Genomic DNA, 23,643 nt, shown 5'->3' with positions numbered 1-23,643 from the left:
GGCTGGCGGTTTTAGAAAATAGGCACATTTGTAAACTGATCAGGCAAGGGAGTGGGGACATTCGGATTGGTGGCAATTTCACTTTGCGGATAAATGAACCGCTGCGGTTTCCGGCTGCCAACATATAAGGGAATGGGCAGCTGCACAATAGGAGTCGCTGTGGCCAGACGCCTGTAATCATTGAATGCCTCATATTGCATTAAAAATACAATGTAGCGTTGTGCAATGATATCATTTAGCAATGCCAATTGAACCGTTGCTGCCCTGGTTGGATTTGCAATTCCAGTCGCCGAAAAATCATTTAATGTATAAGGTTCATATTTCCGTCCCGTGGAAGCTATCGTCGCACCATTGAGATAACCGCCTGCTAATCCAGCACGAACTGCATTTAATGCGACTAATGATTCTGATGTCGCGTTTCTCCGCGCCTGCGCCTCCGCTATGATCAGCTCGTTTTCATAGTAAGTCAAAATAGGATGCGGCGAATTGGCCATAAATGCACCGTCAGTTGTATTGGCATCCAAACTGCCCGGCGCGATAATCCCGGTTTTGAAATAATAATTATAGAGCGCAGTTTCATCCGTTTTGGTATTTCCGGATGCAATGCGTGACTGCATTAGTTTAGGCAGATAAGCGCCATCAAACCCTGTATCACCCGCGCGGTTGACCCGGAAGAAATCATAGTTTTGGTTTAGGTCAACGCCCAGACTTGTGCCGTGTGGAATCAGCATATCCCCATCTTTACTTTTAATGCCTTTGGCGGCACTGGAAATTGCATTTTCATACTCCGCAGTATGCAGGTATAGTCTGGCTTTGAGCGTATTGGCAGCGGCTTTCCATTTAGCTACATTACCTTTATACAAAAAATCCTGCTGGGCAAAAGCGAGGCCGGACGGCGTTGAAAGATTGATAATCGCATTATCCAATGTTGTTTGAAGCGCTTTGTAAATGTCTGCTTGTTTGTCAAATGCCGGGGTGGGGTAATTGGTTTCATCGAATGCCTGACTGTAAGGCACATCACCATATAGCGAAGTCGCTTTGGCAATGACCAATGCTTCCAGAACCTGACCAACGCCTTTCGTCCATTTATCACCTAAGGCATCTGCCTTAACCTGGATCAAACGCGCCTGGCTGGCAACAGGATAAAGCACATTCCAGCTGAAGCTTTGGGAAGAGACAATGTATTGACCAAAACCCTGGTGCGCCCGCGACAAGCCAGCCAGTTCACCCGCCCACATGGATGCTATGCGAACGTCCGTGTCTTCGTGTAGCATGGATACACCCAGTTCGGTGCCTGCAAGTAGTGTCGCTACATTCACATCGGTCACTGCATTGGGATTATTCTGAATGTCGGGCTGATCGAAACTTTGTTCGCAGCTTCCAAGAAACTGGGTGACCAGCAACGCCATTATTATTTTTATTGCAAATAATTTATTCATTTTGCTTGATATGTTATTGATCTCGAAGATTTTTTCGGAAGTATTGATACTGAATTAATACATGACACGGACACTAAACAGAAGCGATTTTGTATTTGGATTTGTAAACCAATCCTGACCGCGAGACAGTCCGGCGCCAGAAATATTTACTTCCGGATCAGTGCCTGTATATTTAGTCCACAAAACCAGATTGCGGCCGGTCAGGCTGAAATCAACGTTGTACAAATGCGTGAAATGGCGGAAGGCTGCGCTTTTTAAACTGTATGTGAGAGTGATCTCTCGCAGACGCGACGCGCTGGCATCTTCTACAAATTGCCTGTAAGATGCAGATGTCGAAGCTGTTCCGCGTCCCTGCCACCAGGCCTGATTGATGGCAACCGGCCCGGCGCCAAAATCCTTGATCTGCCCCTGAAAGGCCGTTCCCTCTGCAATGGTGTTTCCATTCACATCTTTCAGGCCGCCGACCGGAGCTATGACTGTATGACCCTGATCACCATGTGTTCCAAAATTGTAAAGCGAGCCGCGCGTTCCGTTGAAGAAATCATTACCGGCAATGCGATCAAACAAAACGAATAGGGACACGCTTTTATAAGCAAATGTGCTTCCCAAACCGCCACGCCATTTTGGGTTTGGATTTCCAATGATCTCGTTTTGCGTGCCGCCCTGCGGAAACCCATTCGCATCAAGTGCTAATGCGCCAGATTCATTTTTAAGAAAATCGGTTGAATAAAAAATTCCGAATGGCTGCCCAGGGATTAGAGAAGAATTCTGCATGTAACTGTCGGGCAAAGTATAAACGGAAGCACCAGCCAGCGAAACCACATTGCTGCGGTTAAGCGAGAAGTTCGCAGACAAATTCCAGGTAAAATCACCTTTAACAAGCACATTAGCAGTTGCATCCAGTTCCAATCCTTTGTTAGAGAGTTCAGCAGCGTTGATGTTGCGGATGGTGTAACCTGTGCCACTTGGGATATTCAATGCAAGAATTACGTCTTTGGTGCGGTTGCTATAAGCTGTGGCCGAGAATGTGACCTTGTTCTTGAAAAACCTTAAATCAACACCTATTTCCGACTCCGTTTTTCGCTCGGGTCGCAAGAAATCATTGCCGGCCGTAGTGCTACGGACATATCCGCCGCCATATAATGCGCTGGCCGAACTCAGCCCGCGGGTGAATGTATCGCCGTAAGACGCAGGTCCGAAAGTGGTGAAATTTTGATAGGGCTGCGGCTGGATGCCCACTTGCCCCCAGGTTAACCGGAGTTTTCCGAAGCTCAGAACACCGCTGTTTTCCAGCGCATTCAATTTCGTGAATTGCCAAGCTAATGCAGCGGAAGGGAAAAAGAAACTGTTTTTGGTTTTTGATCCGAATGTGGATGCACTTTCATTTCTGCCGGTCAGTGTTAAAAAGAACATATTATAGGCCTGCAAATCAGCCTGGGCATAATATGCGTAAGTCCGGATCAGGGAGTTGTAGTTGTTTGCAGTCAGATTGGAATTGAGTGCATTGGTTAGTATATCCGGGGCTGTCGGCACGATGAGATTGCTGATCGCGCCGGAAAGTGTTGCACGTCTGCGGCTGTTGTAATTGACGCCCACAAGCAGCGAACCGCTGAACTGATTGTTGAAAGTCGTATTTGCGCTGGCAAAAACATCGGTGTTAAACTGCTTTTCTGAGATCCAGTTTTTAGACAAAAAACCATTCGCAAACAATGCTGAATTTCTTGCAAAACGCTCCAAACGGTTATCAGTAAAGTTATCGACGCCCGTGCGGCCGGTAATATTCAGCCAGGAAACCGGCGTGATATCCAATTGCAATGTCCCGATCAGCCGGTCGACGTCACTGGTATTTCTATTGTTGCTGATGTTCCAAACAGGATTTGAATAAATGGTGCTCAAATCTTTTCCCAATGGATTGCGATAAGAAACATGCGCATCGTTAAAAACTTGTCCGGCCGGATTAATGAATGTTCCCGCGGAAATGGCATTGTCGAAATCAGGCGGCGTCCGCAAACCGCCCAGCATGATACCCTCTACATTATCGCCCTCCTGGACCCTGGAAGATTGCACTTTAGTATAACCCACATTGGCCGAAGCACGAAGCCAGCTGGTAAACTGACTACCAACATTTACCCGCGCAGTATTGCGTTTGTAATTACTGAAAGCCTTGATCACGCCGTCCTGATTGAGATTGGAATAACTCACCAGAAAAGTTGACTTACTATCTCCGCCGCTGATGTTGAGACTATTATCCGTAAAATGGCCGGTTTGAAACACATCTTTAGTATGATCATAGGTGCTCAAATCATTCTTACCGCCGTGGGGATTGGCTGCTGTCCCCGGCGCGATCGCATATCGGCTTTTACCATCAGGAAATGTAACAACTCCTTGATAACCAGCAGCGGCAGGATCGCTGATGTAAGAGTCAGCGCCACCGGAGCGGCTTGCAATCAGGTCACCAAAACTATTGCGGTTACCTTGCTGGTAAAGTCCTGCAGAACCTTGCCCATACGTGCGCTGCAACGCAGGCATTTTGTTCACGCGGTCAAAAGATACTGTGGATTTGAATGTAATGTTGACTTTCCCGTTGGTATCCCGTCCCTTTTTGGTGGTAATGATGATCACACCATTTGCAGCCCGCGTTCCCCACAAAGCCGCAGCCGATGCGCCTTTTAAGACTTCCATCCGCTCAATATCTTCCGGGTTAATGTCATTGATACGCGATTGCTGGATAATCCCATTATTCGCAGCTGTTCCTGCGTTGTCGCTGGCATTGCTCACCGGCACTCCGTCAATGACAAACAAAGGCTGAGCGCTTCCGTTGATTGTGTTTTGACCTCTGATCTGAATGTAAGCACCAGCGCCCGGATCGCCGCCATTACGGGTAATCAAAACGCCGGAAGTTTTTCCGCTCAATCCTGTCAGCAGGCTCGTTTCACCAGTCCGGGTGATTGCCTTTCCTTCCAATGTGGAAATGGAAGATGCAAATTTGTCGCGCTCTCCTTTTAATCCGAGCGCAGTAATGACTACTTCATTGAGTACCTCTGAATTTGAGCTGAGTGAAATGCTGATGACACTTCGGCCGGAAATGGGCTCCTCGATCGTCTGCATCCCAATGGCTGAAAAGATCAGCGAAGTAGCAGTAGCAGGAATGCTGAGTTTAAATGTTCCGCTCGCATCCGTAGTGGTGCCGATTGTTGTTCCTTTTACCTGAACTGTGGCTCCTGGAAAGGCTGCCCCCGATTCACTTCCCTGGACCGAGCCGCTTACCTGAACACTTTGTTGCGCACAAAGCGGGATTTTAATGATGGAAACTAAAAAAATAATGAATAATAATGTTTTAGTCATAAGATGAAAAAATAGCTGATGTATTATAAATTATTGGAATGTTAATGCAGACGTAATATTGGGCAACTTACCATTGTGTGGATCTCGCATAGAAATCAGTAAAGAGACTTTGATTTACACACCTGACACAACCCTTAAAGAGCGGGTAAAATACATGCAAATACCTCAATTACTGGCTCATAGTCCATTTTGACTGTATTCGTTGGAATCAGTGACTGCATAGTATAATCCAATACAAAATAAGGGTGCCAAGACGGATGAAATCTTCGAAGACCAAGTATAATTTAGTATACCTGATTACTTGCCGATACAAAACTTCGAAAAAATGTTATCCAGCAAATCATCCGTCACAATAGTTCCCGTAATCTCCCCCAAATGATGTAGGGAAAGTCGGATATCCTGAGCCAGAAAATCACCGGTAACACCTAAGGTTAATCCGTTGATCACTTCCGTTAACGCCTCATGGGTTTTTACCAGATGTTCGTAATGACGGGCGTTCGTTACGACGGTATCGCTCGCCGATTGGCCGTGGACGAGAGCCACTAATTTGCTCGTTAATTGGGGTAGGCCAGATTGCGTTTGGGCTGAGATAGGTACGATTTCTTCGTCAAGGGCAAGCAGTTTTTCCGTGTCTGCTTGATTTACATCTATTTTATTCAAAACATATAGAATCTCCTTATCAACAGGAAGCAGCTTCGCCAATGCTTTGTTTTCAAGTAACGTTTCTTCACTATCAAAAAGAAAAATTATGATATCTGCCTTTTCCATCGCTGCTTTTGAACGTTCTATCCCAATGGATTCGACCAGATCGGTCGTCTCACGGATGCCTGCGGTGTCGATGAAGCGAAATTTCAGACCTCCCAGTACAATGGTATCTTCGATGACGTCCCGTGTTGTGCCTGCAATGCTGGTTACGATGGCTTTTTCTTCCTGAAGCAATGCATTTAAAAGTGTTGATTTCCCAACATTGGGCGAGCCGATGATGGCAACAGGAACACCTTCCTTCATTGCGTTTCCAAAATCGAAGGAATCAATCAGCGGCGCGATCGTTTCTAACAATGCATTAATAAGCCGGCGGAGATCGTCACGCTCAGCGAATTCCACATCTTCTTCGCCGAAGTCCAGTTCGAGCTCTATTAATGATGCGAAATGGATCAGCTCGGTACGTAAGGAAGCCAGTTTTTTCGAGAAGCTTCCTCTTAATTGATTCAACGCCGTTTTATGGCTGGCCTGAGAATCCGCGGCGATTAAATCCGCGACGGCTTCGGCTTGTACCAGGTCAAATTGGCCGTTCAGAAATGCTCTTTGGGTGAATTCTCCGGGCTTGGCAATCCGGGCACCTTTTGTAATGAGCAATTTCAGGATCTGGCGAATGATATAGTCCGAGCCATGGCAGGAAATTTCGACGGAATCTTCTTTTGTGAAGGATTTTGGTGATTTAAAGACGGTTACCAATACCTCATCGATAATTTCCGTATCCGTATTGATAGTACCAAAATGCACGGTATGGGTCTCCGCATTTTCCAAATTTTTCCCTTTGAAAATAGCATTGACAATCGTGATACTGCCGAGACCCGAAACCCTGACAATGGCGATTGCACCGACTCCCGACGGTGTGGCCAGTGCGCAAATCACTTCCTGCTGATGGATAGGCATTGTGTTCATTTTACAAATATGCGACTAAATAGAAGATCGAACATGGAATTGCACAATTTTGAAATTCGTACCTTTGTGGCATTTTCAGACGTTTTTGTTTGTTCTTCTTTTTCAAAACAATCCTCATTCAAATTTTGCTTACCGAAACTTCTCCTATTGTCACAAACCAACTTCCGGTCATGGAAGCCTTCTACACTTTGCAGGGTGAAGGGCAGCATAGCGGTCGGGCGGCCTATTTTATCAGGTTGGGTGGATGTGATGTAGGTTGCCATTGGTGTGATGTCAAGGAATCCTGGGACGCGCACATTCATCCTAAATATGCAGTTGATTCCATTGTAGAGGGTGCTTTGAAATATCCGGGACGATTGGCTGTCATTACTGGCGGCGAGCCTTTGATGTATAACCTGGATAACCTGACGGGCGCTTTGCAGCAGGCGGGTTTTAAAACCAACATTGAAACCTCTGGCGTTTACCCCTTCACGGGACATTGGGATTGGGTTTGTTTTTCACCCAAAAAATTTAAATCCCCGCATCCGGACATATATAGGAATGCAAACGAGCTGAAATCCATTATTTACAATAAAAGTGATTTTGAATTTGCTGAGGAACATGCTGCGCTGGTTTCACGTGACTGCACGCTTTTGATGCAGCCGGAATGGAGTAAGCAGGACGTAATGCTGCCTTTGATGATTGACTATATTAAAGGCAATCCAAAGTGGAAAATGTCGTTACAAACGCACAAATTCATGAACATTCCGTAATGCAACGCGTTCTTTATATACTTTGCTTTTTAGTTTTCACAACCTCTTTTTTTGCCACCGCCCAGGACGCTACATTATCCAGAAAGGGCCGGGAAACATATGAAAAAGCACAAAAAGCATGGCAGGACCGGAAGTTACCAGAAGCCATAACGCTCTTTCAAAATGTATTGGAGCAGGAGCCAAACAGCTATGATGTGAATTTGCGTTTGGCCCAGATCTACGAATTGCAGCGAAACACAGACCTCACTAAAAAGTATTATTCCAAAGCCATTCAGTTAAGACCTACGTCCCCGCAGTCCGGGCCTGCTTTCCAATGGATGGGCAAACATTATTTCGAAGCAGAACGATACGATTCTGCGCAGGTTTATTTTCAAAAAGCATTTCCGCTTTTCCCTGCCAAATCAAGTCTTTCCCGTCTCGCCGAAAAATCTATTGCTTCATCCCGCTTTGCTCAGGAAGCGATCAAAAATCCCCTGAAAATCGAAAAAAGATCATTGGGAGATACGGTCAATTTTCTTGGCACCCAGTATTTTCCTGTCCTGACCGCCGATGATGAAACACTGATTTTCACTGGTCTTACGGAAAACAGGGATGAGAATATCTATATTACCCAACGCAAGAAAGGCGGCCGGGCCACGTCTGGCCGAGTCACGCTTGGCTGGGAAAAACCTCAGGAAATTTCTGCCTCTATCAATACAACTAATAACGAAGGTACCTGCAGTGTTTCGGCCGACGGGCGAACGCTGGTTTTTACCGCCTGCAACCGGCAGGATGGTTATGGCAGCTGCGACCTTTATATTTCCCAAAAAGATGGAAAAGATTGGAGCGCACCGGTCAATCTGGGCGACCAGGTCAATTCGAGGGAATGGGAATCGCAGCCGTCACTTTCCGCTGATGGGCACATTCTTTACTTTGCTTCTGATAGAAAAGGTGGTCAGGGCCGACGGGACATTTGGGTAACCAGCCTCAATGAAAAGAAACAATGGACATCCCCCAAAAACCTCGGGGCGATCATTAACACGACCGATGACGAAAATGCGCCATTCATTCACGCGAATGGCCGCACACTGTTTTATGCTTCCAACGGTCTGCCTGGCATGGGCGGGTTTGATATTTTCATTGCGCAGCGTGTCGATACGGTGTGGTCCGCGCCCAGGAACATTGGCTATCCGCTTAATACCGTATCCGATCAGGTTGGTCTTTTTATCGCTTCCGATGGTGAAAAGGCATATTACACGGATGATAACTCTGATAAAGGGAAAGGTCGGTCGTTGCTGTACACTTTTGCGGTGCCAGCAACTTTGCAGGAAATGATCGTTCCGACCCGTTATGCAAAAGGAAAAATTTTTGATAAAAAGACTGGCGCAGCGCTAGCGTCAGACATTGATTTATTTGATTTGAAAACGCAGCAAAAAGTGGGTGCTTTTACATCGGATAGCAAAACAGGGACGTTTTTGGCCGTGCTTAACAGTGGTGGCGAATACGCATTTTATGTTTCCAAAAATGGTTATCTTTTTAAGAGTCTGTCTTTTGCTGTTAGCGATACTGCATCTTTCGTAAACCTGGATATTCCTTTGGAAGCCATTGAAAAAGACCGGGCGGAAGTTTTGAATAATATCTTTTTTCAAACCGGAAAATTCGATCTGGACGATAAGTCAAAAGTCGAACTGGATAAAATGGCCGATTTCCTGAATCGAAATAAAGCCATTAAAATAGAAATCTCCGGTCATACGGACGACGTCGGCTCCGATTCGGAAAACCTGGAACTTTCAAAAAGAAGGGCGCAATCGGTTCAGCAATATTTGCACAAATCCGGTATAGGCGACGAAAGAATTGTTGCCAAAGGGTATGGAGAAACCAAGCCGGTGGCACCTAATGATTCGGAACTTAGCCGCCAGAAGAACCGACGGATTGAATGGCGGATTCTTTAACTCAATTTGCATAAAGAGCTGAAATTTCGCACTTTTGTCGATCAGCCAATGTTCTATACAACGAAGATAATCATTGAATTGCTTCCTTTTACACACTAAATAATGCCTGGTCAGGGCCTTCCAAAATTTCAATTTATTGCGGAAGAATCGTTATTAACATTTAGTATTTAATAAACATGACATCTGAAAAAATTTCTTGTCTTATCATCGGTTCCGGCCCTGCCGGTTACACCGCTGCCATATATGCTTCCAGAGCCGGACTGAATCCGGTGTTATACACAGGTACGCAGCCGGGTGGCCAACTGACGATTACCACTGAGGTTGACAATTACCCGGGATATCCTGACGGAATCTCCGGCCCCGAAATGATGATCAATTTCGAAAAACAAGCCAAACGTTTCGGAACGGATGTTCGCTACGGCCTGGCCACTGCGGTTGATTTTACAGACTATCCGCATAAAGTGATTATTGATAACAAACATGAAATCACCGCTGAATCGGTGATTATTTCTACCGGTGCATCGGCAAAATGGCTTGGAATGGACGGTGAAGAACGTTTGAATGGAAGAGGCGTTTCGGCCTGTGCGGTTTGTGATGGGTTCTTTTTCAGAGGTCAGGATGTGGTAGTCGTTGGCGCCGGTGATACAGCTGCCGAAGAGGCAAGTTATCTGGCCAAATTGGTGAATAAAGTGTACTTACTGGTTCGCCGGGATGAAATGCGTGCCTCAAAGATCATGCAAAAAAGAGTTGAAATGTTACCGAACATTGAAGTTCTTTGGAACACAGAAACGGTGAAACTGAATGGTGAAGATGAGCTGGAATCTGTTTTGGTAAAAAATAATAAAACCGGCGAGGAGCAACTTTTGAATGCAACTGGTTTCTTTGTAGCAATCGGTCACAAACCAAATACGGATATATTCAAGGGTTATCTGAATATGGACGAAACGGGGTATATCCAAACCATTAAAGGAAGCGCTTGTACTAATATTAAGGGTGTATTCGCTTGTGGTGATGCACAGGACAATGTTTACAGACAAGCCGTAACCGCAGCCGGAACCGGTTGTATGGCTGCACTGGACGCTGAAAGGTTTTTAATGGAGCGTGAAGTAGAGACGATTATTGAAGAAATAGCTTAATTATTTGCCCAACCCCTAAAATCTTATCAGACTACATACATCTCAAAAAGGTGCATGTAGTCTGATCCATTTTGTACTATGAAAGTAAATTTTTTAGCAAGCCTTTTTCTGATTTTGTGTATGACCACTTGGGATTCGCAAGCGCAGGAGCGGGGGAAGTTCAAAAGAAATCCAAAAATTAATCAGTCCGGAAACAATGCTAACGAAGGACCTACTACAAAAGCTACCGCTCCTCAGCCTGAGGATGAATATGAGGTAGAAACATCCAATCTAAAATTTCAGAGCCAATTTGAACCTGTTAAGCCACTTAATCCAATCGTTAGCGAAGACACCACCACCATTGATGAAGGTGAAACGGATGTGGTTGAAGTTGTGGATTCTTTGCAGGTAGGCGATGAATGGGTAAAGGCAGCCGAATATTATGTGATATGGGATGCCCGCACGATCAATCCATATGGCCTCAAAGCATTGGAATTCGATGAACCGGTAGATCTTACGCTTTATAATGATGCGCTTAACCGGAAATGGAGTACGCCGATGACGCGAACGCCAACCACTTCCAATTTTAGCTATCGCTGGGGGCGCTGGCATAATGGAACCGACCTAGACCTTGAAACGGGTGATACGGTCCGCAGTACTTATGATGGTATGGTCAGAATTGTTGCCTGGGATGGCAGCGGTTATGGAAAGTTTGTTGTAATAAGACATTACAATGGGCTGGAAACGCTTTATGGCCACCTGTCCCAACAATTGGTAGAATCAGGTCAGTTGGTTAGAGCCGGCGAAATGATCGGCTTGGGAGGAAATACAGGCAGGAGCTCCGGTTCTCACCTGCATTACGAGAACCGTTACGAAGGTAACCCATTCGATCCGCGTAATATTTTTGACTGGGATAATACATCGATTAAGTCAGATCACTTTTTGCTAACCAGCAGTGTCTGGGACCATCTCCGTGGCAAATCCACCAAAAGCGAATTCGAATCTGGCGATGCGCCCGTTGCATACAGCCGCTCCATATTGCATAAGGTGAGGTCTGGCGATACGCTTGGATCTATTGCAGGAAAGTATGGCGTCAGCATTTCTTCCATCGCGCGGCGCAACCGGATGTCTACCCGTTCCACATTGCGCATTGGCCAGAAACTTCGCATTAAATAATCTGAAATCACATGAAATTAGATATTCTCGCCATCACAGCTCATCCCGACGACGTGGAGCTGTGTTGTGCAGGTACGTTATTATCCCAGATGGCCCTGGGTAAAAAAGTGGGTATTGTAGACCTGACGCGTGGCGAGCTTGGAACAAGAGGCACACCGGAAGGAAGGATTCAGGAAGGAAAAGATTCCGCTGCCATATTGGGAATTTCGGTAAGAGATAATGCTGGATTGGCGGATGGTTTCTTTGCCAATAATGAAGCTCATCAAAAAGCAATCATCCCTTTTATTCGAAAGTATCAACCTGATATTGTTATCACAAATTCAATCTACGACCGCCATCCGGACCATGGAAGAGGTGGACAACTTGTATCTGATAGCTGTTTTTACTCAGGTTTGAGAATGGTAAAAACTTTTGATGAACAAGGTAACGAACAAGATGCCTGGCGACCAAAACAAGTTTTTCATGCAATCCAGGACCGTTACATTCAGCCTGACTTCATTGTTGACATTACCGCTTTTCACGATCAAAAGGTAGAGGCAATCCGGGCATTTAAAAGTCAATTTTTTATTCCTGATTACAAAGGAGATAATGAGCCTCAGAGTTACATTTCAACACCTGAATTTCTTGAATTTGTCATTTCCAGGGCCAGAGAAATGGGGCATGCCATTGGCGTTACATTTGGTGAAGGGTTCACCACTGCCAGAAAACTGGGGGTGAATGATCTTTCCGTATTTATCTGAGTTCCCTTTAAAATACTGGAATTCAAGAGTTAATTATCGAACTTTCCCAGCACAATCCCGAGATGAAAGCCTAGCACAAGGCTTGGAACAAAATCTTTTGTGTTGGGATTTGCGTTTGTCCAAAACTCGTCGGGAATAGTAATGTTTGTATTTTCCAGGCCAGGTGTAATGGTTCTCACACTGATTTTTCGCCAGCCCAAGCCAGTAAATAAATCCATTGTCATACGGCTGGGAAAATAAAACTGCCAACCTAACCGTGCATGCCCTGCACCAATAAACCGACCGACTTTGTATTTTTTTTCTTCAAAATAATTGCAGCCTCCAAATCCGGAGCAATCCATCCCAACCCACTCATTCTCTCTGTAAACTACTTTTTTATATAAAAATTCTCCGCCTACATAGCCCCGTACCCGTCGTCTGTCAAAATAATAATAGCGCAATTGCGTCCTGCTTTTAAATGTTGCTTTATTGGGAACATCGCTGGTCTCTCGATACCACATGCTAAAACTGGAATGCCCGTACCCCAAATCCTCCTGAATGGTCAGGCCGCTTTTACCCAAAGGAACCTCTACCCCGAATTGAATAGTATTGTCCAGATCAAACATGGGCAGCGGCGAGTATTTGATGATGACATGACTTTTCGCATTGAATGCATCAATCTGCGCTTGCAAATTTGTCGAACCCAATGCCAGCCAAACTCCCAGAATTAAAAGTAATCTCATAAAACCGGGATTTTACTTAACAATTGAAAACTGCCAGCATCATCGAATTGGTATTGAAAAAGCCCTTTCTGGCCTGTTACTATGAGATGTTTGTTTCTCACAATAACATCATAGGAAGGTATATCTTGAAAAAATTGTTTGTTAACAGGTAAAGCCGGATTTGAAATATCCATCACCCTAAAACCCTTTTCTCCTTCGCACACAAACAATTTATTGCCTGAGACGCCAAGTCCATAAGGAGAATCCATTGCCTGTGAATTGACGAGCATGGGGTTGGTTGGATCGCTTACGTCCACCACGTCCAAGGAACTCAGCAAATTTCCAGGACGGCAAACCACACCGTTTCGCAGGGTAACATATGCATACTTGCCTTGTACTACCACAGGGTCGCACGACTGCACGTGCGTGAATTTGCTCAAAAAGACGGGGTTATTGGGGTTGCTGTTGTTATAGATGTACATACCATCATTTGCTCCGATAAAAAGGTTGTTTTGATAGGGGAAAATGGTTTCAATGCCCACACTCATATCTTTTTTGACAGACTTAGCAGGATTACCGCCGTCGGTAATATTGTACACTTCCAGAGATTGCTTCGAAACAATGTATAGTGTGTTGCCGGTGATCGCAAAACGGGCCATCGAGCCGCCGGCGCCGGTTTGCGGGCTGAGTTCACTGCTGCTGTCGGCGCTGTCACAAGCGGAAAGCAGCATGATGAGTCCAAATAATGCGAGGCCAAGGAATAATGCAGGGACTATTTTTCTTTTCATGTCCGTAAGTTTTAAAAATAAGAAGAAGGGATTAACGGAAACATTTGGGCTGCTCGGACATTGGTACTTTCTCCCAGCCTACTACTATGCCCTTTTTACTCTCGGCACATTCAAAATAAATATTGTTAAAAGGCGGGTAGTTGTTGACGGGAATGGCGTCTGCAATGGTTTTGGCAAGCTTTGGTGTTTTCGGATCGCTTATGTCAAAGACGAGCAGATTGGAAAGGTTATCTGCATAAAGCCAGTTTCCTTTGACAGCCATATCGTAGTTACCGGTAATGGCTATAAACGACAGGTTCTGAGGGTTTTTCGGGTCTGAATTGTCGATGATATGAATGCCTTTTCCGCTTTCATTGATAAAAATATAGGGATCAAACACATAGATCTTGCCTGGCTGAACCAGCGGCTGAGGCGCGGAAACCTGAATTTTGGCGAGATCTTCTACCGTTGAATAAATGGGTTTATAGCCAGTCCCATCAAACTTAATACCGTTGAAATTAGGTTCGCTCTCAGTGATGCAGGATAGGGAAATAAAAATCAAGAGTGCAAAAAGTAGGGGTTTTTTCATAGCCAGACAGGTGAGATTTTGTATTTTCTTTTAGACACCTTGTTGCAAAAATACGTTGCAAGCACTTTTAAAAATCCACGGACATGTGGAGCTGAATTATTTTTGAAAAAAATCGACTGAATGTATACGTTTTTACAGTACAAAAATTCATTTTCTTGCTTTCAAACTTTATAATCTTCTTTAACTCAACCACCTCACTTGCTTATGAAAAAATTCTTCAAGATTGCCGGCATTATTCTGCTTCTACTGGTCGTCTTTGCGCTTGCTGGGATTGCCTATGTCAAAACAGCATTGCCGGATGTTGGCGATCCGCAGGAAATTACCATTGAAAAAACCCCGGCGCGTATCGAGCGTGGAAAATACCTGGCTAATCATGTCACCGTTTGTATGGACTGTCACAGTGCCCGGGACATGAGCTTGTACGCAGGACCGCTTGTGCCTGGCGACCTTGGAGGTGGCGGTGAAAAATTCAGCGCTGATATGGGCTTTCCTGGTAACTTCTATTCACGTAACATTACCCCTTACGGCATAGGTGAATGGACGGATGGTGAAGTTTTCAGAGCGGTAACCACTGGTGTAAGCCGGGATGGTCACGCTTTGTTTCCGGTAATGCCCTACCATGGTTATGGTCAGCTGGATCAGGAAGATCTTTACAGCATTATTGCTTATGTGAGGTCGCTTGCGCCTGTCAAGCGTGATATTCCCACATCTGTGGCTGATTTTCCAGTCAATCTCCTGCTCAATACGATGCCATCGAAAGCCAACCCCGGCAAACGGCCGTTGGAATCAGATACAGTTGCTTATGGAAAATATATGGTGCTGGCAGCAGGTTGTGTGGAATGTCATAGCAAGCATGATAAAGGCGCGCGGGTCCCGGGCACTGAGTTTGGAGGCGGAATGCAATTCAAGCTACCTACGGGACTGGCGGTTTCGGCCAATATTACTGCAAATAAGAAAGACGGAATTGGGACATGGACGCAGGAAGCATTCGTAAAACGGTTCCAAGCTTACGCCGACTCCAATTACGTTCCTCCCAAGGTTGCACCAAATGGCGCCAATACGCCTATGCCGTGGATGATGTATGCGCACATGAAAGAAAATGATCTGAAAGCAATTTATGCCTATCTCAGAACAGTACCGGTTCAGGATAACGCGGTGGTTAAGTTCACGCCTTATCCGGCTGGCCAATCCAATTAAAATCCAGCTCGTTAATCATTCTCGAAAATTGAGGATTGAAAGGGGCGTGAACTTGTGTTCCTTTCTGAAATTTAGGATGAGTGAATGTGATCGATGCTGCGTGCAACAACATTGTATCCATCCCAAGCATGTCCTTAAAATATCGGTTCTGCTTATTGCAGCCATGTGGACGGTCGCCAATGATAGGATGAAAGATGTGGGCCATATGCTTTCTTAGCTGATGCATGCGGCCGGTTTTTGGTCGCAATTCCACAAGAGAATATCGGGAGGTAGCATGTTTCCCAATGGCGAAAGGCATTTCTGATCTTTGAAGCGTTTTGTAATCTGTGACGGCATCCTGAATGGTGCCGTCATCTTTTTTTAGGGGGTAATCTATTATCCCGCTGTCGTCGGTGTAGCCCCGGACGATTGCATGGTACACTTTTTCAACCTTACCTTCCTGAAACTGCTGCTGCATAAAGCTATTCATTTCCTCATTCAACGCAAACAACAGCACGCCGCCTGTCTTACGATCGAGACGGTGAACTGGATAAACTTTCTGGCCGAGCTGATCGCGAAGAAGTTGTACTGCAAATAGGTCTGCGTCTGCGGCGATGGGTGAACGATGGACTAGCAGACCGTGTGGCTTGTTGATCGCGACCAGGAATTCGTCCTGATAAATGATAGGAAGTTTTGGAACGACGCCGGAAAACACTTAAAATATAGATAAGTCCTTCTCCGTCTTGGATGTCAGGACTGCGTAGGAATTGGGTTTAATTCCTAAAAAATATGGAAATAGCCTCAGAATTGCATGTTTCAGCTTGGTAATGTAAAGGCCGGAAGCGTTATTTTTAAACAATGGCTTAATCACCTCGTCATGATACAAATGACAAATGTCTTTTTGAACCTGATAGTTTTCCGATTGCAGTAAAAACCGGAATAATGCTGGAGTGTAAATGTTGATATGTCCGTAGGAAAGGAAATGCTTTAATTTTTTATCCACATAAAAAGAAAAATCAATGGGTACTTCAAAGATATGATATTTAGATACGCGTTTGATTTCCCTCAACAGAATACGCTCATGCTCAACATGTTCCATTACGTGGGAGCAAAATACTAGGTCAAAATGATTATCCGGATAAGGGATTTTATAGCCATCAAACAACAGAATGTCGTTCAGGTTTTTAATGTTCTTCTCCTTGATCAATTGAATGCCGCTTTCAGATATTTCGACGCAATTCATGTCGCTACAAAAATCCCATTTCGAAAGCCATTGCAGAATGCTTCCCTCCCCCGCCCCTACTTCCAGCACATTTTTGAAACTGATATTTTTTGATAGCGCAACAATGTTAAGCGCCTTGTATTTGGCACCGGTATTACGCCATTCAACCAGATTCTGATCGTATTGCGTTGAGTAAGATTCCTTTACGTTTTCAGAAATCTGCATGCTATCCAAGATAAAAATTTGTTATCGGGCAAAAGAAGTCATTTTGCCATAATTGTGCTAGTTCTTCTTATTATATCTGATCCTGAAACGAATAATTCCCCAAAGTACGAGGTACAACACGCCAAGAAGCATTCCAATTTCAAAACTGAAAACCAATGCGGTCCTGTCGAGGATACTTTCAAACAAGTTTTTAAGGATAAGGCCTGGTTCGTGGATGATATCCCAGCTATTCATCCTTCTTACCCTACCCAGGTATACACCAAAGCCAGCGGTCGGCAAACTGAGGATTAATAAAATATTGCCCGTCCTTTTGGAAAAAACGCGCCTCCAGGCCCTGTGTATCCAATACAATGAGACCAAGCCATTGAAAAGGCTTACTTCTGCATAGAAAAACAGCATAATGGTATCATGCCAGGTCAGATCACGCTGATAATCAACACTTAAATGTGCCAGATCAGTGATCATGTATGGAGCGTTGGGAAAGAATGCAAGCCAGGCAATGCTCAAAAGCATTAGTAAAAACGGGATGTCTTCAAATCTTTTGGTGAGGCTGTCTGCAAAAAAAGCGATAAGAATAGGGATCCAGCTCAGAAATAAATTCCAATCCATTGAAAAGTCAACGGGCGCATTAAAAAGGATCCGGATCAGGTGAAAAGAAACGGCAGCAAAACTTAAAACCAAAAGTAATAGGAGCGAAAACAAGCCCTCCATGGTCACAATGGGGGGATCAGTAATGCTAAATCTATAATTTCTTATCCAATCGATTAATCGGTCCAACAGTTATCAATTTAAGTTCATTCATGACAATTGAAGCAAGCAAATGAAAAGGAAAAAACGCATACCATATTAATATCATTGGTTACATTACAACAAACATTGATATAATTACAATATGCTAAACCTTTTGCTGCCAAAGTCGGACAACTCTGAATGTAGGCTACGCCTGAGAAGGGTTACTATTTTGTTCTTTCTTTGATTTATGCCTTTTGGGCCTCGATGAACTCTTTTCGGCTGGTCTGCCTCCCGGAGATTTTCGTCTGTTGCTAGTGGCCGGCCTGGAACGTTTTGGCTCGAATAAAGGGGCATTACCAAGGCCAAGCTCCTGCGTAACAGCTCTTTTTTCTATTTCTTTTTCAAAAAGCCGTTCGATTTTCAAAACATACTTCTGGTCTTGCTCATTAATAAAAGTAATGGCAATTCCCTTAGATTCGGCCCGGGCTGTCCTTCCTATCCGGTGAACATAATCCTCGGGATCGCGGGGAACGTCATAATTAACGACGTGACTAAGATTATCAATGTCAATACCCCTCGATAAAACGTCGGTTGCTACCAAAATCGGAAATTTCCTATTTTTGAAATCTCTCAACACGATTTCACGCTCCGCCTGCTCTGAATCGGATGAAATCCCATGCGCACCTTTACCCAGTTTACGTAATGCCCGGACAATCGGCTCCACATTAGATTTGCGCGAAGTGAATAGCACCATGCTGGTACTTTCAACATTACTGAGCAAATGGATTAATAGTGGTAGTTTTTGTTCATCCGTAGCCAGATAAAATTGCTGATCGATGCGGTCGGCAGGCCTTGATACGGCTAATCTAATTTCTTCGGGATTGTGCAGGATGCGTTTGGCTAGCTCACCGATCTTGGAAGGCATTGTTGCTGAAAACATTAGCGTTTGCCTTTTTGCCGGAAGAAAGCTCATGATTTTAAGGATATCACTTAAAAAACCCATATCCAACATCCTGTCGGCCTCATCAAGCACCAAGTGTTTGATACTTTGAAAACTCACGTAACCTAATTGCAAATGTGCGATCAAACGGCCGGGGGTTGCAATAATAATGTCGGCTCCCTGGGTCAGCGCTTTCTTTTGCTGGTCCCATTCCGGTCCTTTATTTCCCCCATAAACCGCAATGCTCGTAGCACCAACAAAATAGCCAAGCCCCTGGATTTGCTGGTCAATTTGTACAGCAAGTTCGCGGGTGGGGACTAATATTAATGCACCGGTTTTTTGACTGGATTCGTGGGCGACCTTATCAAGGATTGGAATGAGGTAGGCGGCAGTTTTCCCGGTTCCGGTTTGGGCGCAGGCCAGGAGATCCTTGCCGTTGAGTATATGGGGAATGGCTTGTTCCTGAATGGGTGTTGCAGCCTGGTAGTTCATGGAATCCACGGCGCTAAGCACGTCTTCGTGGAGTTCAAATTCGTTGAAATTCAAAATTCAGCTTTTAAAATCCGCAAAAACGTTAATCCGCAGATGTGTTATAGAAAGAGCTGACTTCAAATTTTCCCAGTCAGCAAACCGCTTGATTTGAACAAATATAAAAAAAACGGGCCGGAATGTAAAATGATAACAGAAAACGGGGAGCTCAAAGGGTTGCGTGGCACTCACGGTCATTGGTAGTCATTAGTAGTCAAAAATTGTCATTCGTAGTCAGGTATCGTTAAGTTAGATTGGGAACAACCCATTACTATATATGACTACCAATGACAATAAATGACTACTAATGACTTATCCTTTATCAAGTCTTGCCCTTCAAGCGATTAACGAGCATAATAGCCCTATCAATCCGTATTTGCACCGACTTAGCGCCAGCGACGTAATAAATCACCGCCCTCTGATGGCTGGGCAGTGACTCGTAAAAAAGTCTTTTACCTTCCTCATCCATTTCCAACAATTCAAACAATTCCTCAGGCATATCGCGGCCAAATTCACTGTCGTCCTTCCAGACTTTGGCGAAAAGCTTCTGACCTAAAACAAACTTACCTTCCTGCCTGAGCGGCGTACCTATATTAATGTAAAACCCACCGCCACCTCTTGGCCTGATCGCGCATTGAAATTCAACGAGGTCATTCAATTTGCACCTGACCCTGGCAGGTTTCCGGCCCTCGACAAATTGAACAGCAATTTCATCGGGTACTACCATATAAAATTCGCCTCCCTTTTTCGGGAGGCGATCCAATACAGATTCAAAAAGAACGGCTTCATTCATCTTTAACGACGCGTTATTCCGTCAAAGGCTTAACCATAATGTCTTTATAATAAACTACACTTTTAGGATCGTGCGCCTGCAACGCAAATGTGCCGGATTTCAGGAATTTAGTCTTCATATCCCCTTCCCTCTTGTCAACATCGGTTTCTTCGTAATCCACCACCGTTTTGTCGTTGATTTTAATCGTGATGTGTTTGCCTTCGACCTTAATGTACTCCGTATACCATTCATCGTCTTTCACATAGGTTTCTTTCACATCAACCACATTGTACAAACTTCCTGTACGCTTGTAATCCGTGTGTGACTGATTAACCTGTACTTCATAACCCATTGATGGCCAGCCATCTTCCTGATAAACCGAGTGGATAAAAATACCGGAATTTGAGCCAGCGGTGGTTTTTACAGTAGCCTTAAATTCAAAGTTTTTGAACACATGGTTTTTAACCGGCCCATCATAAAATAAATGGGCACGTGGACCAGCGATTTTGATAGCCCCGTCGACAATGGAGAAGGAACTGGCATTTGCCCCCACTTTCCAACCATCCAGATTTTTTCCGTTATAAATAGAAATCCAGCCGTCCTGCGCAAAAGAAGGAACGACGATCGAGACGATTAACAATAAAATAACACCAATTGAATTGACCCCTTTTTTCATATATCTTTTTGTAGTTAATAAATTTGATACCATTTCCTGAGAATGATTTATGAATAAAAATTCTAAATCAGGGAAAAACTACTGCTGTTAAATGAAGAATCCTTATTTATTGCTTCTGGCAGCGGCTTGGCAATATGCCCGTCATTGTACTAACCGGTGTGTACGATGTTCGTGATGACTAAGGAAAAGCAGTCATCTCAACATTGCACTCCTGCACTTGTGTAGGAAGTTTGACTACTTCTACAAATTACGAGATGACCATTGGTAGATGAAGGAACGGTTGGGCATTTGAGACAGAATAGTCCGGTTTTTTACGGATCTGTCCCGGTACCAGGAAGGAGGTGGAGAAGGGGTGAGTTGTTAATAATATCTGAAAAATTCTGGATCAAATTAGATTTTCCCTACATTAGGAGCATAGACGTCTTAACTCAACGTATGAAAAAAGTCCTATTATCTGCTGTCTTGCTTCTGACAACTGTAATTGCTCGATCCCAATCCAAGACTTTCAAGGCAAAACTCGAAGCACAAACCTCTTTCACTTCCGACCATGTACCATTCTGGATGCGCAGCAATCAGTTTGGCAGCTTTCCCCTATCCGGCCCGTCTGTGAGCCTAATCGGCGCATTTCAAAAGGATTATGACACGGTAAAGGTGAGATTACTGGATTGGGGTGCCGGCTTTGAAGGCAGGGCCAACGGCGGAAAAGGCTCAGAATTAATTCTGGTCGAGGGCTATGCAAAAGTTAAGCTTGGAATTTTTGAATTGAAAGGCGGACGGATGAAAGAGACATTCGGACTTACAGATACGCTTCTGACAACTGGTAATTTTGCTATTTCCGGTAATGCATTAGGTATCCCAAAAGTACAGCTGGCTATTCCGGAATTTTACGCGATCCCTATCTTTGGGAAGATCTTTGCTTTTAAGGGCCTTTATGCGCAGGGGTGGCTTGGGGAGAAGACGATACACGGAAAACGAGTTGACCGCGCGGTGACTTACTTTCACCAAAAAGCATTTTATGCTAGGATTGGAAAGCCCAACTGGCGATTAAAATTTTACGGTGGATTTAATGATCAAGTATTTTACGGACATGAGGCGGAAATTTTCGAGTCCTTTATTTTGACGGGTTGGCAAAAATACCAATCGGTAGTGCTAGGCAAAAATTGGGCTTTCAGTAAGGTAGGTAATCATGCCGGTAATTTTGATATGCGGATTGAACAAGAATTTAACAAAATAAAAATAAGTGCTTATCGCCAAAGTTTTTATGAGGTTGGCGCTCTTTATTACCTCGCCAATATTGCTGATGGTATTAATGGCATAAGTTTTCGTAACAAAGTGGCAAAAAAGAAAAGTTTTCATTGGAATCAATTGGTTTTCGAATTTCTTTACACGAAAAACCAGGCAGGGGAAACTTGGTCCAAGCCAACACCTACTGGTAATGAGAATTATGCAAACCATTATTTATATAACTCAGGTTGGTCATACATGGGTTTAGGCCTTGGCAACCCATTTTTTACTACTGCTGACCAAGCCCGAACCGGCCAATCTTCGCCTTCAAAAAATTACTTTATAAACAATAGAACAGCAGCATTGCATGTGGGTATGAATATGGATTTAGGCCAGTATAGCACATATGCGAAGTTTTCCTACTCTAACAATTTTGGTACGCACGAAACGAGTAAGACTTTTAAACCAGTCAAGCAGCTCAGTGCCTACATCGAAATTAAACGGCCACTTCGAAATAAATGGGACATCGGTGCAACCGTTGCTTTTGATGCGGGCAAGCTACTCAATAATTCCAGCGGACTTATCCTAACTACTTCTCGGAAATTCGATTGATTCTAAAAAAACTTTGGAATTCAGCGTGCCAGATTTGCATGTCTCGGCGATTTTAGCAATAATGATAATCGGCAAATACAACTTAACTACGCGATTAAATTCCTTGGACGGGCCATTCATTTATCATGCGAGGTGCCCCCTTGTTTCAAAAACACTTCTGAATTATAACGAGTATTCCATTTATCCGATCTGCTGCCTTTATTCCGTTATTCAACTAGGAGAGCGAAAAACCTCTGAGGAATATAAAACTGAAAAAAACTTCTAAAAGAAATTTACAACTGGATAGACAAATTATACTGTTCTCGGTAAAATTGAGATTTTCAGCATAAAATTCTGTCCATAGTCGCATTTTTTATCTTAAATTTGTCCAAGTTTTACAATCACAAAATCACGGTCTTGATTTTAGCTAACAGTTGGTTAAATTGTAAGGCCGATTCATATGCTCAACTGGATTTTCAACAAAAAAGAACGTGTCCATCTTGACCTAAGCCGTATCGGGATAGATATACACTCACATCTGATCCCTGGAATCGACGACGGCGTCCAAACCATTTCAGAAGCCGTCTCAATGTTACGAGAAATGCAGTCATTAGGATATTCACATATTGTGACTACGCCTCACATTATGTGGGACTGTTATAAAAACACTCCTGAAAACATTCTTACTGGACTTCAAGATATTCGTAAAGCTTGTGAGGATGAAGGATTGACGATTCATATCGACGCAGCGGCCGAATATTTCATTGACGAACATTTCAATGAATTGCTAAATTCATCGGCTCCTCTATTAACACTTCCGGGTAAACGTCTCTTGATTGAACTGCCATATTCGACACCATTAATGAATACGCCCGAGACGTTGTTTTCAATCATTGCCAAAGGTTATCAGCCTGTCTTAGCGCATCCTGAACGTTACACATATTTCTTTTCAGATCCATCCATCTACAAAAGGCTAGCCGACGGGGGTTGTGAATTACAAGTCAATATTCTTTCCTTATCAGGTTATTATGGAGCTAATATCGCAAATATGGCAAAGTGGCTGTTAAAAAACGATTTGATAACTTTTTTAGGCACTGATGCACATCGCATCCAGCACGTAGACATGATTCAGAAACTTAATAGTGATAATTGGATACTAACATATCCATTTCAAAACGAAAAACTTATAAATATTTGATGGAGATAATTGAATTTATTCTATATTTGTGATAACTGTCAGTGTTCGTAGCATTGAACATTAACAAGATAAGTTTGAGTATATATTCTGAAAATTGACGAAGGATGAATCAATTGAAGTGCTGGACACAATTGGAAAT

At 44.0% G+C, this 23,643-nt stretch carries 20 protein-coding genes; 8 read left to right on the top strand and 12 right to left on the bottom strand.

The window, feature by feature from the left end:
* Window positions 1-11 precede the first annotated feature (11 nt).
* From FHS68_RS20405 to mnmE, 3 genes are all read right to left on the bottom strand, one after another.
* Window positions 12-1,439 carry a SusD/RagB family nutrient-binding outer membrane lipoprotein gene (locus FHS68_RS20405; RefSeq protein WP_167274169.1) on the bottom strand — a complete coding sequence of 476 codons (1,428 nt, stop codon included), beginning with the start codon at window positions 1,437-1,439 and terminating at the stop codon, window positions 12-14.
* A 54-nt stretch (window positions 1,440-1,493) separates the two neighbouring features.
* A complete protein-coding gene (locus FHS68_RS20400; RefSeq protein ID WP_167274166.1) occupies window positions 1,494-4,784 on the bottom strand; it encodes a SusC/RagA family TonB-linked outer membrane protein in 3,291 nt (1,096 codons plus the stop codon).
* 297 nt (window positions 4,785-5,081) lie between these two features.
* A complete protein-coding gene (gene mnmE / locus FHS68_RS20395; protein WP_167274164.1) occupies window positions 5,082-6,449 on the bottom strand; it encodes a tRNA uridine-5-carboxymethylaminomethyl(34) synthesis GTPase MnmE in 1,368 nt (455 codons plus the stop codon).
* 170 nt (window positions 6,450-6,619) lie between these two features.
* On the opposite strand from mnmE, the gene FHS68_RS20390 reads away from it, so the two are divergent.
* The 5 genes from FHS68_RS20390 (at window position 6,620) to bshB1 (ending at window position 12,163) form a co-directional block, all read left to right on the top strand.
* On the top strand, window positions 6,620-7,201 hold the full coding sequence (locus tag FHS68_RS20390) for a 7-carboxy-7-deazaguanine synthase QueE (RefSeq protein ID WP_167274161.1): 582 nt from the start codon (window positions 6,620-6,622) through the stop codon (window positions 7,199-7,201).
* Window positions 7,201-9,132, top strand: a complete 1,932-nt coding sequence (locus tag FHS68_RS20385) for an OmpA family protein (protein WP_167274159.1) — start codon at window positions 7,201-7,203, stop codon at window positions 9,130-9,132. The genes FHS68_RS20390 and FHS68_RS20385 overlap by 1 nt, the downstream gene beginning before the upstream one ends.
* A 176-nt stretch (window positions 9,133-9,308) precedes the next feature.
* Window positions 9,309-10,268: a thioredoxin-disulfide reductase gene (gene trxB / locus FHS68_RS20380; RefSeq protein WP_167274156.1), complete on the top strand. Its 960-nt coding sequence runs from the start codon at window positions 9,309-9,311 to the stop codon at window positions 10,266-10,268.
* Between the two features lie 78 nt (window positions 10,269-10,346).
* Window positions 10,347-11,423: a M23 family metallopeptidase gene (locus FHS68_RS20375; protein WP_167274153.1), complete on the top strand. Its 1,077-nt coding sequence runs from the start codon at window positions 10,347-10,349 to the stop codon at window positions 11,421-11,423.
* Between the two features lie 11 nt (window positions 11,424-11,434).
* Window positions 11,435-12,163: a bacillithiol biosynthesis deacetylase BshB1 gene (gene bshB1 / locus FHS68_RS20370; protein ID WP_167274150.1), complete on the top strand. Its 729-nt coding sequence runs from the start codon at window positions 11,435-11,437 to the stop codon at window positions 12,161-12,163.
* A gap of 29 nt (window positions 12,164-12,192) precedes the next feature.
* Here bshB1 and FHS68_RS20365 read toward each other — a convergent pair whose 3' ends face one another.
* The 3 genes from FHS68_RS20365 to FHS68_RS20355 are packed head-to-tail and all read right to left on the bottom strand — an operon-like array spanning window position 12,193 to window position 14,220.
* Complete coding sequence (locus FHS68_RS20365; RefSeq protein WP_167274147.1) at window positions 12,193-12,885, bottom strand: DUF3575 domain-containing protein; 693 nt, start codon at window positions 12,883-12,885, stop codon at window positions 12,193-12,195.
* Window positions 12,882-13,652: an LVIVD repeat-containing protein gene (locus FHS68_RS20360; RefSeq protein WP_167274145.1), complete on the bottom strand. Its 771-nt coding sequence runs from the start codon at window positions 13,650-13,652 to the stop codon at window positions 12,882-12,884. Before FHS68_RS20360 ends, FHS68_RS20365 begins: the two co-directional genes overlap by 4 nt.
* Window positions 13,653-13,683: 31 nt before the next feature.
* Complete coding sequence (locus FHS68_RS20355) at window positions 13,684-14,220, bottom strand: LVIVD repeat-containing protein (RefSeq protein ID WP_167274142.1); 537 nt, start codon at window positions 14,218-14,220, stop codon at window positions 13,684-13,686.
* 204 nt (window positions 14,221-14,424) lie between these two features.
* Between FHS68_RS20355 and FHS68_RS20350 the strand changes: the two genes are divergently transcribed.
* On the top strand, window positions 14,425-15,417 hold the full coding sequence (locus FHS68_RS20350; RefSeq protein ID WP_167274139.1) for a c-type cytochrome: 993 nt from the start codon (window positions 14,425-14,427) through the stop codon (window positions 15,415-15,417).
* On the opposite strand, the gene FHS68_RS20345 is transcribed toward FHS68_RS20350, so the two are convergent.
* The 6 genes from FHS68_RS20345 to FHS68_RS20320 all read right to left on the bottom strand — a co-directional run bounded on the left by FHS68_RS20345 (window position 15,386) and on the right by FHS68_RS20320 (window position 20,491).
* Window positions 15,386-16,111: a pseudouridine synthase gene (locus FHS68_RS20345; RefSeq protein WP_167274137.1), complete on the bottom strand. Its 726-nt coding sequence runs from the start codon at window positions 16,109-16,111 to the stop codon at window positions 15,386-15,388. The genes FHS68_RS20350 and FHS68_RS20345 overlap by 32 nt on opposite strands.
* Complete coding sequence (locus FHS68_RS20340; protein ID WP_167274134.1) at window positions 16,112-16,843, bottom strand: class I SAM-dependent methyltransferase; 732 nt, start codon at window positions 16,841-16,843, stop codon at window positions 16,112-16,114. It abuts the gene before it with no gap.
* A gap of 57 nt (window positions 16,844-16,900) precedes the next feature.
* A complete protein-coding gene (locus FHS68_RS20335; RefSeq protein WP_229211988.1) occupies window positions 16,901-17,620 on the bottom strand; it encodes a DUF1361 domain-containing protein in 720 nt (239 codons plus the stop codon).
* A gap of 160 nt (window positions 17,621-17,780) precedes the next feature.
* Window positions 17,781-19,061, bottom strand: coding sequence for a DEAD/DEAH box helicase (locus FHS68_RS20330; RefSeq protein ID WP_310588613.1), 1,281 nt, complete (start codon window positions 19,059-19,061; stop codon window positions 17,781-17,783).
* A gap of 304 nt (window positions 19,062-19,365) precedes the next feature.
* Complete coding sequence (locus FHS68_RS20325) at window positions 19,366-19,836, bottom strand: YdeI/OmpD-associated family protein (RefSeq protein WP_167274131.1); 471 nt, start codon at window positions 19,834-19,836, stop codon at window positions 19,366-19,368.
* Between the two features lie 13 nt (window positions 19,837-19,849).
* Entirely contained in the window at window positions 19,850-20,491 is a 642-nt protein-coding gene (locus FHS68_RS20320) for a 3-keto-disaccharide hydrolase (RefSeq protein ID WP_167274128.1), read from the bottom strand.
* A 435-nt stretch (window positions 20,492-20,926) separates the two neighbouring features.
* Between FHS68_RS20320 and FHS68_RS20315 the strand changes: the two genes are divergently transcribed.
* Both FHS68_RS20315 and FHS68_RS20310 read left to right on the top strand, forming a co-directional pair.
* Window positions 20,927-22,327: a capsule assembly Wzi family protein gene (locus tag FHS68_RS20315; protein ID WP_167274125.1), complete on the top strand. Its 1,401-nt coding sequence runs from the start codon at window positions 20,927-20,929 to the stop codon at window positions 22,325-22,327.
* 439 nt (window positions 22,328-22,766) lie between these two features.
* Window positions 22,767-23,504, top strand: a complete 738-nt coding sequence (locus tag FHS68_RS20310) for a tyrosine-protein phosphatase (protein WP_167274123.1) — start codon at window positions 22,767-22,769, stop codon at window positions 23,502-23,504.
* Window positions 23,505-23,643 lie beyond the last annotated feature (139 nt).

The organism is Dyadobacter arcticus, from assembly GCF_011762185.1.
In the GTDB taxonomy this organism is placed as follows: domain Bacteria; phylum Bacteroidota; class Bacteroidia; order Cytophagales; family Spirosomataceae; genus Dyadobacter; species Dyadobacter arcticus.
Note: the sequence above shows the minus strand (reverse complement) of the source record. Positions and strands in the feature narration are given on the sequence as shown.